The following is a 13507-nucleotide window of genomic DNA, read 5'->3' on the forward strand; positions in this document are numbered from 1 at the left end:
TAGGTTAACCACATTCTCATTATCTTTATCACTTTCTAAAAAACTGCTTAATGACAAAGGCGATATCTGGTTTTTCTAAACTATCAAAAACTGAGAAGATTACGTGGCTTACCGCAAACTTCTTTAACAATTCTGAGGCAGCAACTCAGACTTTAACCTCATACTGGAACACAGATGCAAAGCTCCAGCAACTGCACGATGAGTTTATAGAAAATACCATCACAAACTACTACCTGCCGCTGGGAGTAGCGCCTAATTTTACCATAAACGACACCATCTACACCATCCCGATGGCTATAGAAGAAAGCTCTGTAGTAGCTGCAGCGAGTAAGGCTGGTAAATTCTGGCAAGAGAGAGGCGGTTTTAAAACCACCGTTCTAGGCACCACTAAGGTAGGACAGGTACACTTTACTTATGATGGTGATAAAGAAGACTTACAACAATACTTTGATAAAATCACACCAAAGCTCTATGAAGATGTAGAGGAGATTACGGTTAATATGAAAAAACGTGGTGGCGGCATAAAAAACATCGCCCTACGAGATAAAACAGCCGCTGTAGATGATTACTACCAGCTGCACTGCACCTTTGAGACGCTAGATGCAATGGGTGCAAACTTTATAAACAGCTGTTTGGAGCAATTTGCAACCACTTTTAAAGAAGGGTTTGAGGCAGATGCCCGCTTTCGCGAAACCGGAAACACGTTAGATATCATTATGTCCATTTTATCTAACTATGTTCCAGATTGTCTTGTACGTGCAGAGGTAAGTTGCCCTACAGATCAACTCACCGAAAAAAATATAGACGGCGAGACCTTTGCCAAAAAATTTGTTCAAGCAGTTACCATTGCCGAAGAAGAACCTTATCGAGCTGTTACCCACAACAAAGGAATAATGAACGGTATAGATGCCGTAATACTTGCTACTGGAAATGACTTTAGAGCGGTGGAAGCAGGTGTGCACGCATATGCAGCAAGAGACGGGCAATATAGAAGCCTTACGCACGCAAGTATCAAGGATGGCATTTTTACCTTCTGGATGGAGATACCACTAGCACTAGGTACCGTAGGAGGTCTCACAAAACTACACCCACTAGTAAAGTGGAGTATGGAGCTACTAGGAAACCCATCTGCAAAGGAACTTATGCAAATTGTTGCCGTCGCCGGTCTAGCTCAAAACTTTGCTGCACTTAAGTCCCTCACCACAACTGGCATACAGCAAGGGCATATGAAAATGCACCTTATGAATATTTTAAACCAGATGAATGCGACTACAGATGAGAAGCAACAAACGGTAAATCACTTTAAATCAAACACCGTTACTCATAGCGCAGTTGTCACTTTTATAGACGGACTACGCTCATAAAATCTCGTTTTTTGAAACACCATTATTACAGTCACGGCAAACTATTACTCACCTCAGAATATCTTGTTCTAGATGGAGCACAAGCGCTAGCGCTACCTACAAAAAAAGGACAGCATCTAGATATAAAGCCCATAAATCAAGAAGCAATCATCTGGCGTAGTTATTTAAGCACTGGAGAGCTGTGGTTAGATTATAAGTTTAGCTTTCCCCTAGATAGTAATGATGGAAGAGGAGATGCCATTTACGAGCGACTTTTAAGCATTTTACAAGCTGCACAAAAACTCAACAGCTCATTTTTAAATACACGACAAGGCTATGGGATCGAGAGTACACTAGAATTTCAAAAAGACTGGGGGCTAGGCTCCTCTTCTACTCTACTCGCAAACATTGCCAGATGGGCCTCTGTAGACCCTTACAAACTACTTGATATGACCTTTGGAGGTAGTGGGTATGATATAGCTTGCGCCACAACAGAGAGCGCTCTCATCTATCAAAAAACCAGCACGACACCTATAGTCACACCCGTGACATATAGCCCGCATTTTAAGGACGAACTTTACTTTGTTTATCTCAATAAGAAACAAAACAGTAGAGAGAGCATAAAACATTATAGGAGTCTTGATCAAGAATCACTAACTGAGGAGAAGGCTAGATTTTCTAAGTTTACTCAAGACCTTTTGAGTTGTAAATCCATTGTGGCTTTTGAAAAACTACTTTCAGAACACGAAGATAATTTGTCTCGTATTCTTAAAACACCCACAATAAAAACACAACTTTTTGCAGATTATCCTCGCGCAATAAAAAGCTTAGGAGGCTGGGGTGGTGACTTTGTTTTGGCAGTAGGAACAGCTTCTCAAATGGACTATTTTAGAAACAAAGGGTATGACACTATCGTGCCTTATAAAGAAATGATACTGGGAGAATAACGCTTTCGCGAAAGCGTAAACACGCACCAAAAAAAAAAAAAAGGCTCGAACAATAATTGTTCGAGCCTTTTTTACTTGAAATACAATCTACTAGTAGAATGTAGCTCTGTTATCTTCAATATCTGCAGCTTCTTTAAGAGCGTTAAGCACTTTTGTACTTACAGCTGCTCTGGATTTTTGGGCCTGCTGACCTGCAAAGGCAGCGTAGTTCTCTAAGCCTGGTGCTTCAGAGACTTTTACAACCTCTATTACATATACTCCTCTTGATCCTTCTATAGGTGAAGACACTTCTCCTTCTTTTAATCCGAAAGCTGCTCCTACAACTTTAGGCTCATTTCCTGCTCCAGCGATAGTAGGCGCATTCATAGATACGGCACCAGCTGTTTTTACAGTTGTTCCTTGAGATTGTGCGATTTCAGAAAGTGTTGATCCAGAAATTTTATTTTTAATGATCTCTGCTTTCTTCATATTACGTATGATAGGCGTCACTTGTAGTGACACATCTTCTACTCTCTCTGTACCTGCAGGCGTTCTACGTGTAACCTGAGCTACTATGTATCCATCATTTGTAGCAAAACGCTTGATATCTCCTACATTAGTATCTTCTTCAAAAGCCCATTGTATCACAGATCTCTGTGCTCCTTCTCCAGGTAGCGTTTCATCCATAGCACGTATACGTTGTACTGGACGTACTGCATAACCATTTTCTGTTGCTACAGTTTGAAAATCTCCTTCGGCAGCAGCAAGTTCAAACTTTTGAGTTGTGTTGTAAATATTAGAAATCGTTTTATCTGAAGGTAATATTTCCTTCACTACAGTTGCAACCTTAATTACATCTTGTACGTTCTTTTGATCTACAATATTAATTACGTGGTAACCAAAGTTAGTTTCTGCAATACCTATTGTTCCTTCATTATTGTCTACAATAAAGTCTCTGTATCCGGCTGCAAATAGATTTGGGTTTTGATAATCTAGATCTCCACCGTTATCACTATTAGACTTATCTGTAGAAAACTCTTTTGCAAGATCTTCAAACTTGTTTTTGTTTCTTTTTAAAACAGAAAGTAAGCTATCTGCAAGTTTCTTTGCATCTTCTTTAGATCTCGTCGCAGAAGAAGGGATAGGTCCTCTAGCCGTATTTGTAACAGCTCCTTGAAAATCTATAAGGATATGACTTGTCTTTACAGAGTCTGGCATTTTTCTCACGTCTACAACACGAGAAAGGTTCATATATCTACCGTCTTTATAAGGACCGTAAACTCCACCTTTACCTAAGGCAAAAAGTGTATCTGCATTAGTAGAAGGTAAATCTTTCTTAAAGAACCAACGATCTACAAATGGCACATCTGAGTTATCTATAAGAAAATCTTCTATCTCTTCTGTCTTATCAAATCCAGCAAAAGTTTCTGTTACTCCTGTTGCACCATTACGAGCTGTATACTCATTTCTTAATTTTGAAAGCTCTGCTTTAAGCGCATTCTCATCTTCTAGAGAAGCTTCTTCTACAAATTTTACAAAACGTATAGAACGCGTCTCCTCAGTTTGAAATTCATCTTTATGATCATTTACATACTCTTGAATTTCATCTTTACTTACTGGAGCTTCCTCGTCTGGTACAGATGTGTACAACATTTGTACATACTGTATATCTACCGTATTATTATCAAGCTTATAAGCTACCTCTCCATCCTTAAGAGTAGCTCCTACACCAGCTCTTACTAGATTATAGTAAATCTCTTGCTTTTCTTGATTTCTTAAGCTTTCTTCAAAAACTAACCAAGACTGGTAATCACCAGGATTCTGGCTATCTTTTAAAGTAGCAATAAACTCTTGCATTTTTGCCTCGCTAAAAAACCCATCTGCATCTTGAAAACGCACATCATTTTGAAGTGCTTGCTTAAGTAACTCTTGTGTGCGGTCTTTACCCACTTGTATACCTAACTCTTCATACTGCTCCTCAAGAAGTACTCTGTTTACTTCTTGCTCCCATACAGCGTTTACGGCTCTTGTAGTAGAACTATTTGCTCCTGCTCTACGCGTTTGTGCCTCTACCTTTGTGGCAAAGTCTTCACGATCTAAGTTTACACCGTTTATAGATGCAACACGGTTTTGCTTATCTGCATTAAAACCTCCACTATCTAAAATAGATGAGAAGATAAATGCAAACAGTGCAAGTGCGATAATAATGATCAAGAAGATACTCTTGCTACGTATTTTATTTAAAATTGCCATTGTATGTTGTTTATGCTATAATAGTGGGCGAAAATACCATTATTATAGCATAATAAAAAATAAAAAAACAAGGCAATTTACTCTTTAGAAGTACGGACTTCTAATAGCTCAATTTTTGTATTTGAAGTCTCTAAGATGTGAAAGATTATTCCCGCTATCTCAATGGTCTCTCCTTCTTCTGGAATTTCTTCGGTATGGCTTACCACAAGTCCTCCTAGGGTTTCATAGTTCTCACTTTCTGGAAGATCAAGTTTGTAAGTCTCATTAAGGTAGTCTACCTCGTGCCTAGCAGAGAGCTTATACACAAACTCACTTAACTGTTCTTCTACAAGTGCTACTGTATCGTGCTCATCCTCTATTTCGCCAAAAAGTTCTTCTACGATATCCTCTACAGTCATCATACCACTTGTCCCGCCATATTCATCTATAACTACACAAATGCTTTTGCGTTTTTTTGTAAGCACATTAAGCACATCTTTTACCAGCATAGTCTCCGGCACATAGACTACCGGCATCAATACGCTACTTATTGTTTTAGGCCTCTTAAAGAGCTCAAAAGAGTGCACGTAGCCTATAATATCATCTATTGTGTCTTTATAAACCAGTATTTTAGAAAGTCCCGTTTCTATAAAAATCTTATTTATTGCGGCAGGCGTAGTGCGCTCATCTACAGCTACAATCTCTGTACGGGGCAACATCACTTCTCGCGACTTTACCTCAGAAAACTCTAGTGCATTTTGAAAAATCTGTATTTCTGTATCCACCTCATCAGAGTCATTTACAGATTCCATTTGCTCAGATATATAATTTCCTAGTTCCACTTTCGTGAAAGCTAACTGCACCTCATCTCCATCTGTCTTAAACAAGTATTTAAGAACGAGGTCTGATATCCAAATAATAAATGCGCTTAGCACATAAAATAAGAGGTAAAAGAAATAAGCAGGTATTGCAAAAAACTTAAGAAGCTTATTTGCGTAAATCTGAAAGAAAACTTTTGGCAAAAATTCGGCTGTGATTAGAATCACTAGTGTAGAAATAATTGTCTGACTGAGCAGGCTAAATTCTTGCACGAAGGTATTGAGCCACGTTAAACTTTCGCCGAAAGGCATATTCTCCAGCCACCCTTGTAAGAGTGCTCCCATAAAATAACCATATACAACCAGGGCAATATTATTACCCAGCAGCATTGTTGCTATAAACTTGGAAGGTTTTGCAGTAAGTTTTTTGAGAACAATAGAGAGAAAATCATTTTGCTTCTTCTCTATTTCAATATGTATTTTATTTGCCGACACATAAGCAATCTCCATTCCTGAAAAAAACGCAGAGAGTATGAGCGAGCAACATATGGTTATAATCTGTCCTTCAAAGCTTCCCATTAAGAGTTTTTCCTGTTTTCAAACTTCTTACGGAAATGACGTCTAAAGAAATACATCCCTACACTCACAGCAAAGAAAAACAAGAACAGGTATGCTCTAGAGCGATCTTCACCCCAAAGTGATACTGTTTTATAACCTGCAAGCACGGCAACTATTATATATACATACTCTGTGTATTTTGCATATCGCATCATAAGTCTTCAGAATTTTCTTTTACGTATTGTTTTGCTACGTTGTTTAAAGATACAAAATTTGTAAAGTCTTCATTTGAGTCAAAGAGGTCTCCGTCGTTACGAGAGCCATCTTTAAGAATAAGCGTGTACGGCTGGTCTGTAAAAATCCAACTATTAGATTGATCCCAGTATAGCTGTTGCGCTTTTAAAGTTATAGAGTCGTGGGTAAACAACACCACATTATCTTGCAAATCTATAAGGTTTGTGCCCTTATAACGTATGGCATAGTTTGAGGTAATTAAATTCTCCTTACCATCTTCACTTATAAAAGTGACTTCTATGCCATCTGGAAACTCCTCATAAGGAAAAGAGGCGTTTGCATAATTTTTTATGTAAGGTGTTTTTAAATGTGCAGTGACTTTACCAGAATCTACATACTTAAGATTGATACCCCTACCTTCTGTAACAGGACCATCAGACTTCATACTTAACCTACGTATATCGTCTGCTTTACTATCACAACTTAAAAACAAAGTCACGGCAAAAGCCGTGACTAAGATTTTTAATATATTTCTATGTAGTAGTGACATTAGTTATTTGGAACTCTTACACTTGATCCAATCCAACATCCTATCTTGATAGTTTGACCAGCTTTTCCAGATGTAAATACATCTGCTTTACTTGGAGCTAAAGCTCTGTAACTTGCTGCCGTCTTGTTTGCAGTACCAGCCAGTGATGGACTTACACGTCCAGCTCTTTGTGCTGTACTAGCAGCTAACCAGTATACGGCTCTCTTATCAAAAGTAGTCTGACCACAGTTATTTGCACTTGCTGCATACATTGCTGCAATTCTCAAGTAAACAATACCGTAAGATGGATCTTCACTAAGCGCTTTGTTATAAAGACCTCTTGCTTTACCGTAGCTACCACTTTTTCTTGCTTTTTCTGCAAGTCTGTAATAAGCATTTGCTCTTTCTTTTGGATCTGTTTCAAGATCGATAGCTTCTTGGTAATATCTTGCCTCTGCAGCAGAGTCTCCTCTGTTTCCAGCTAAGATACCTAAGTACTTTGCAGATTTTGCAGAAGGCTCAAGTCTGTGAAGGTTCTCAACCATTTGCTTAAATAAATCTGTATCTGTACAATCTTTACTTGCAAGACGCCCTGCAGCTTTCTTGATCCACTCCTTATCATTCTTCATAGAATCAAAATCCTTCTGATAAAGTGGCACAAGGTTCTCACAGTTACCTAACTCTCCAAGAGCCCCATCTGTACTTCCTCCAAAGATTCCGAAAGCCTTAAGGTTCGTATTATAACCTTTTACTCTTCTTTTCTCTTTTGCGCTAAGTGCAGTACCAGATTCTTCTTTTTCTACTAGATTCTGTAATTTTGAATCTAGTGCAGTCGCTTCTTTATTAAGCTTTGCTTGCGTATCATCATAAAGGTCAAAAACCTCTTGAAGCTGCACTTGCTGTCCATTCTTATAAAGATCTACTGCTAGCTTAAAACGAGTGTAGATATTTTTTGCACTTGTAATAGAGTTTGCATCCATATTAAATGCATTTTGAAATGCATCAAATTGTGCTTTAGGCGTTCCAAGTTTGTTATCAAACATTATTTGCGCCTGTGCTGCTGCGTTCTTTCCTTTTGGAGTTTTTGCAGGGAAGTATTGCTCTCTCTTCTTTAAAAACTCAATAAGCTTTTGTGCTACGGCTCCTTTTTCGGCAGCGCTCGCAGCTTTCAGATCTGCTTTAAGTAAACGCTCTCCATACTGGTATAAAGCTAGCGAATAGTTAGGGCAGTCTTTTTGAAGTTTTTCAAAAGGTGCTCTCGCAGCCTCGTAATTTTTCACTTTTGCAGCTTCTACAAATATAGAACCCGTCGTAAGGCACTCCTCACTTATTTGTGCATTTGCTGTAAATCCGCCAGCTATGACGAGCGCTACAAAAAATGTGGTTAATCTAGTTTTCATAATGTTAGGTTTTACTGTTAATTAAATTTAGATTGGACAAACCATAAGTCGTTTATTGATAAACTTACGCCTACGTTAAAAAAGTTTTCTTGTATAAGGTTTGCGTTTGTAGTCCCTCTCTGTCCTACTTCAAATTGTAAGTTAAGATTACTAATTCTTCGTCCTGTAGGTAGTCCAACTCCAAAAGATATGCCAAACTCATTTATATCTTCATTAGAAACTACAAGTCCAGTCTCCTCATATCTAAACCCTGCACGGTAAGTCATACGCTCCCAGTAACTTGAGATAGAATTATATTTTGGCGTATAAAAACCTCCTACTCTCATTTGTGTTGCATCTTCAAAGGAAACATTATCTGGAGTAAAGGTTCTATTACTAAAACTACTTGTTTGCTGGCTTGTGTACTCACCACCAAAGAACCACTTATTCTTTTCTCCTATACCTAACCCTACCGTTACCGAAGAAGGAAGATCAAAATCTGTATCTGGAACACTTATTTCTTGCACATCTACATCTTGCAGCAAACCTAGACTATTAAATAAAACTGTAGAAACCTCTCTTTCATTTTCTGTACCTATAGTAGCAGATGGAACATACTTTACTGATGATCTTAGCTCAAGCTTATCACTAATCATTGTTTCATACTGTGCCCCAAGCTCAAATGCTAATCCCGAAAAGTCACTTCTATTAGACTCTCTCGTACCTAGCTCTGCTTCTTCTTGAGATCTTACAGCTTCGTTTTGAATATTTCCAAAGTAGTAGTACATACTTGCTCCCACTGTAAGTCCTTTGGCAAGTGTATAACCTGTAGAAACAAACGCACGATTAAGACCACCACGACCTGTAAAACGATTAAGAACGTCATCTGTACTATCATCCAGTTTATAGCCTACTGCAGTATATGGCATAAGACCTATACTCACCCCTCCTTTTTTTGAAATAGGAAAACCAATAGCTAGATAATCAAAAGTAGATTTTGAAGAACCCTCTTTTGTCGTGGCATCTTCTGCATTTACTTCGTTATGGTTACCTCCTACTGTAAAAGTGGTGTAACGCAATTTACCTAGTGATGCAGGGTTTAATAAATTGAGGTGTAAACTATCGCTATACGTCTGTATGCCTCCCATAGATTTATTTTCTACGGTTCCTCTAAACTGTTGTATCCCCACTCCATAAAAAGAGTATGGAGAAGTAGTAGCTCCTTCTTGGGCAAGACCTTTAACGGCCATCATCAGCATTGCTACAATAAAAAGTTTTTTAATCATTCTGATATGTTAAGATATAATTGAGGCCCTCAAGCAAAAAATTTGAGTGCGCAAAGATGCTATTTTTTAATCGTTTTGCCAAGAATTCTCCATCACCACCCGTTATTATTACGGTATCCACATTATAATGCTCTTTGTAATGATTTATTGCACCATCTATTTCAAGTAAAGTGCCTTGCACAACTCCAGAGTGTATAGATTCTTCTGTACTAGTCCCTATTATACTATCTGGCATTTGTTTTTCTAACAGCGGAAGATTTGCCGTAAGTCTATTAAGTGTCTCATAACGCAAGCGCAACCCTGGCGAGATTGCTCCACCTTTATAAGAACCTTTATTAGTTATAAAATCATAGGTAATACAAGTACCCGCATCTATAATGAGTCCATTTTTTTGAGGATGTGATTGCATAAAAGCTGCCACAAGAGCCATTCTATCTACACCCAGCGTCTCTGGCGTACCATAATCGTTTGTAAATGGAAGCGTTGTATTGTGCGAAAGCACAATCGTGGGAAAACGTAATTGTACAGATCTGGCTTGCTCATCTGTAAGCCTTCCTACAGAAGATATAATTGCCTTTTTAATAGGATAAAGACCTGCAAACTCACCTACCTCTTCACTAAATTCTTGTAATGCAAAGTGATGCTTAGCTTGCAGCACATCTCCTTTATAGATAGCGGCTTTAACCCTAGTATTCCCTACATCAATTATAAGTTGCATATACAATAGTAAGCGTCAAAAATACAAAAGGAAAGCACCCACATTGTTAAGGTAATGGTAAAAATCACCCTAATAACCTGTTACAAAACAAACTTCGAGCATTTTGTATAACTCCGGATGTTTACGTTTAAACAGATCTGGACGCTCAAAAAAGTACTCTGCCGCCACCGCAAAAAACTCTATTTTACTTGTACCACCATATTTTCTTATATCTGAGGTATCATTATTTATAGCCTCCATCTCGGTATGCATCATATCTAGCCAGGGCACAATATTTTCTTTACCTAGTAACTGTTCTGGTATACCATCTACCTCACCATCCATCTTATCAAGTAAATGCACAAACTCGTGTATAGCTGTATTTCCTTTATCTGTCTTGTTATTAAACCCAAAATGAAGCGCCTTGCGAGAGAGTATCATATGGTTTTCAAACTGTCCCGTCCCTACCATACCTCCTATAATACGATCTTCACCCTCTGAGTGATACTCAAGATTTGCATTAAAGTAATCTGGATAAATAAGCACCGTATCTAAGTTATTGTAATGCCAGTCTCCAAAGTTAAAAATGGGGATCACCGCACTAGCTGCCACAAATACCTTATCCTTATCAGACAGGTCAAATCCTACAGCCTCTACATTTACTTCGGTGAGAAAGGCCATCATTCTTTTTTTAAAGAATTCCTTCTTTTTAGGAGTGAGCTCTTTGTAAAAAAGCACTTCATCACTTAATAAAGACTCCCACGATGGCGGAAAAGGGTCTGGTGTACGCTTTCGCGAAAGCGTAAAAAGCCCGTAACCCATAAAAACAAATAAGGCTAATCCGGCCAAAAGGAATAGTATAATCATCTAGTGTCTTATTACTTTTAAAATATATCTTACATCAAACCGCAATGTACGACTGTGAAGCAATTGCAACAACGAAAGTTATATAAAACAAAAAACCCGATCAAAAGATCGGGTTTTAATGTGGTACCTCCAGGAATCGAACCAGGGACACACGGATTTTCAGTCCGTTGCTCTACCAACTGAGCTAAGGTACCTAAAGCTTTTAGATGGCTTACGTTTGCAATGTAACTCACACTATTTGTTGAGTTGTATGCGATACTTCTCGTAAGCGGATGCAAATATAAAACCTTTCTGAGATCTGACAACATCTTTTTGAGAAAAATTGCAATATTTTTTTTGAGAGACCCTATTTCACAAATTAGAAACCTTATTCTTTATTTCTACGTAAGTAATTGTAGTTAATTACGATTAAGCATATATTCGTATGCTTACACACTATATAACTATGGCAGATCAATATTACGACCCAAAAGATTTAAGAAAATTCGGAAAAATCACGGAGTGGAGTGAAGAGTTAGGAACTAAGTTTTTTGACTACTACGGTAAAGTTTTTGAAGAAGGTGCACTTACTGCACGTGAGAAATCGCTCATCGCACTTGCCGTTGCCCACACAGAGCAGTGCCCATATTGCATAGACGCATATACTAAAGACGGCCTACAGAAAGGAATCACTAAGGAAGAGATGATGGAGGCTGTACACGTAGGTGCCGCTATAAAAAGTGGTGCGACGCTGGTACACGGCGTGATGATGATGAATAAAGTAAATAAACTAGACGGGTAGTTTTACGCTTTCGCGAAAGCGTACTCATACAGATTTCCAACCAAAAGAAATCAACACTACAAACGACAAACATTTTTAAATGTCAGCAACAAAATCACTGAAGAAAGAAGGTAGCGAACTCGCACAAGCAAACAAGCAGATAGAAATTTTATCTAATGGTATTTTCAAAGATGAACTACCTACGTTTGCTAAGAAAATAAAAGAGACCAACCAGCTACCGTTACGCCCTAACAAACTAGAAATACTCCAAATAAACGTGGGGTATATGTGTAATCAAGTGTGTGATCACTGTCACGTAGATGCTGGTCCAGATCGCAAGGAAATTATGACTTGGGAGACTATGGAGCAATGTCTCGAAGTGATACGCAACACAGGAGCTCACACGCTAGATCTTACTGGTGGCGCACCAGAGATGAATCCGCATTTTAGACGTTTTGTAGAAGAAGCGAGTAAGGCTGGGATTAAAGACTTTATTGTGCGTTCTAACCTTACCATTATACGTGCAAATAAAAAGTACTACGATCTACCAGATTTCTTTAAAAAACACAATGTACACGTCATCTCATCTATGCCACACTGGACACGTGGTAAAACAGACAAGCAACGTGGTGATGGAGTTTTTGACAAGTCTATAAAAGCATTACAAGAGCTTAACGAGCGTGGCTACGGTATGCCAAGAAGTGACTTAAGACTAGACCTAGTTTACAATCCATCTGGAGCTTTCTTACCGGGAGACCAAGCAAGTATGGAGAAGGATTTTAAAAAGGCACTTATGGAGGATTTTAATATCCAGTTCCACAACCTTTTTGCAATCACAAACTTACCTATAGCACGATTTTTAGATTACCTCATCGCATCAGAAAACTATGAGGATTATATGTATCAACTCGTAGAGGCATATAACCCTGCCGCAGTAGAGAATGTAATGTGTAAAAACACAATTTCAATAAGCTGGGATGGTTATTTATTTGATTGTGATTTTAATCAAATGCTAGAATTACCAGTGGCGAGTAGTGTAAAGCACATTAAAGATTATAATGAAGATTTACTTAATGATCGTAACATTATGATCTCTCAGCACTGTTATGGTTGTACTGCAGGTGCAGGAAGTAGTTGTCAAGGAACTGTTGCTTAATACGTAGAAAATCACGACACCAAAAACCGCCATACTCATATTTGCTCAAACAGCAACTACCGAAGCTTCTCGCAAGAAGCTCGGGCAGTCTGTGGCCTTATTTAAAGAGCTCAATAGGCAAACTATTGCTACGGCACGCAAGACAGGAATTCCCTATGTTATTTTTTCTGAAAATGAGCAGGTAGGAAACACCTTTGGCGAGCGTTTTACAAATGCGCTTACCTCGGTTTTTGACAGTGGTTATGACCAAATTATAACCATAGGTAATGACACGCCGCATCTTTCGGCGGGGCACATTCTTTTAGCACAAGAAAAGCTCAAGCAATCTGCGCTTGTTATTGGCCCAAGTACAGATGGCGGTTGTTATCTAATGGGGATTAAAAAGAACCATTTTAAGCCTGAGCAGTTTAAAAATTTACCGTGGCAGTCTAGTAAACTGGGTGTTATTATTTCTGATACGCTTTCGCGAAAGCGTACAAACCTTTACCTCCTTGAGACCCTTTCAGATCTTGACACATTTGCAGATTTACAGCAGATGCTCAAAGAGGCTTCTACATTATCAAAAAGACTATTACAACTTATACAAAACATAATAAATCAAGGTCTTTCTCTTGATTACCATACTACAAACCGATTCTTTGAGTCGCTCACTAAAAGCCACTTTAACAAAGGATCACCATCATTAGTTCGTATTTAAATCTTGTAAGCTACAACAGCTTACA

At 38.4% G+C, this 13507-nt stretch carries 13 protein-coding genes and 1 tRNA gene; 5 read left to right on the forward strand and 9 right to left on the reverse strand.

Annotated features, from left to right (window positions below; all coding sequences use genetic code 11):
- The first annotated feature begins 50 nt into the window (after positions 1 to 50).
- Both MED134_RS06470 and MED134_RS06475 read left to right on the forward strand, forming a co-directional pair.
- Entirely contained in the window at positions 51 to 1364 is a 1314-nt protein-coding gene (locus MED134_RS06470; RefSeq protein ID WP_021778180.1) for a hydroxymethylglutaryl-CoA reductase, degradative, read from the forward strand.
- Positions 1365 to 1375: 11 nt separating this feature from the next.
- The gene (locus tag MED134_RS06475; protein ID WP_021778179.1) at positions 1376 to 2290 is read left to right on the forward strand and encodes a GYDIA family GHMP kinase; all 915 of its coding nucleotides are present in this window, start codon (positions 1376 to 1378) and stop codon (positions 2288 to 2290) included.
- Between the two features lie 90 nt (positions 2291 to 2380).
- On the opposite strand, the gene MED134_RS06480 is transcribed toward MED134_RS06475, so the two are convergent.
- The 9 genes from MED134_RS06480 to MED134_RS06520 form a co-directional block, all read right to left on the reverse strand.
- On the reverse strand, positions 2381 to 4522 hold the full coding sequence (locus MED134_RS06480) for a peptidylprolyl isomerase (RefSeq protein ID WP_021778178.1): 2142 nt from the start codon (positions 4520 to 4522) through the stop codon (positions 2381 to 2383).
- Between the two features lie 77 nt (positions 4523 to 4599).
- On the reverse strand, positions 4600 to 5898 hold the full coding sequence (locus tag MED134_RS06485; RefSeq protein WP_021778177.1) for a hemolysin family protein: 1299 nt from the start codon (positions 5896 to 5898) through the stop codon (positions 4600 to 4602).
- Complete coding sequence (locus MED134_RS06490) at positions 5898 to 6092, reverse strand: hypothetical protein (RefSeq protein WP_021778176.1); 195 nt, start codon at positions 6090 to 6092, stop codon at positions 5898 to 5900. Before MED134_RS06490 ends, MED134_RS06485 begins: the two co-directional genes overlap by 1 nt.
- Positions 6089 to 6661 carry an LPS export ABC transporter periplasmic protein LptC gene (lptC, locus tag MED134_RS06495; RefSeq protein ID WP_021778175.1) on the reverse strand — a complete coding sequence of 191 codons (573 nt, stop codon included), beginning with the start codon at positions 6659 to 6661 and terminating at the stop codon, positions 6089 to 6091. Before lptC ends, MED134_RS06490 begins: the two co-directional genes overlap by 4 nt.
- Positions 6661 to 8040: a tetratricopeptide repeat protein gene (locus tag MED134_RS06500; RefSeq protein ID WP_021778174.1), complete on the reverse strand. Its 1380-nt coding sequence runs from the start codon at positions 8038 to 8040 to the stop codon at positions 6661 to 6663. The genes lptC and MED134_RS06500 overlap by 1 nt, the downstream gene beginning before the upstream one ends.
- Before the next feature lie 17 nt (positions 8041 to 8057).
- Positions 8058 to 9305, reverse strand: coding sequence for a hypothetical protein (locus tag MED134_RS06505; RefSeq protein WP_021778173.1), 1248 nt, complete (start codon positions 9303 to 9305; stop codon positions 8058 to 8060).
- Entirely contained in the window at positions 9298 to 10023 is a 726-nt protein-coding gene (locus tag MED134_RS06510) for a type III pantothenate kinase (RefSeq protein WP_021778172.1), read from the reverse strand. The genes MED134_RS06505 and MED134_RS06510 overlap by 8 nt, the downstream gene beginning before the upstream one ends.
- Positions 10024 to 10092: 69 nt before the next feature.
- Positions 10093 to 10869, reverse strand: a complete 777-nt coding sequence (locus tag MED134_RS06515) for a zinc-dependent peptidase (RefSeq protein WP_021778171.1) — start codon at positions 10867 to 10869, stop codon at positions 10093 to 10095.
- A 121-nt stretch (positions 10870 to 10990) separates the two neighbouring features.
- Positions 10991 to 11063, reverse strand: a tRNA-Phe gene (locus MED134_RS06520).
- Positions 11064 to 11314: 251 nt separating this feature from the next.
- Here MED134_RS06520 and MED134_RS06525 point away from each other — a divergent pair.
- The 3 genes from MED134_RS06525 to MED134_RS06535 all read left to right on the forward strand — a co-directional run bounded on the left by MED134_RS06525 (position 11315) and on the right by MED134_RS06535 (position 13482).
- Positions 11315 to 11650, forward strand: coding sequence for an arsenosugar biosynthesis-associated peroxidase-like protein (locus MED134_RS06525; protein ID WP_013750118.1), 336 nt, complete (start codon positions 11315 to 11317; stop codon positions 11648 to 11650).
- A gap of 79 nt (positions 11651 to 11729) precedes the next feature.
- Positions 11730 to 12785: an arsenosugar biosynthesis radical SAM (seleno)protein ArsS gene (gene arsS / locus MED134_RS06530; RefSeq protein ID WP_021778169.1), complete on the forward strand. Its 1056-nt coding sequence runs from the start codon at positions 11730 to 11732 to the stop codon at positions 12783 to 12785.
- Between the two features lie 91 nt (positions 12786 to 12876).
- Entirely contained in the window at positions 12877 to 13482 is a 606-nt protein-coding gene (locus tag MED134_RS06535) for a DUF2064 domain-containing protein (RefSeq protein WP_021778168.1), read from the forward strand.
- Positions 13483 to 13507: the final 25 nt, after the last annotated feature.

This window comes from Dokdonia sp. MED134 (assembly GCF_000152925.2).
Lineage (GTDB): Bacteria > Bacteroidota > Bacteroidia > Flavobacteriales > Flavobacteriaceae > Dokdonia.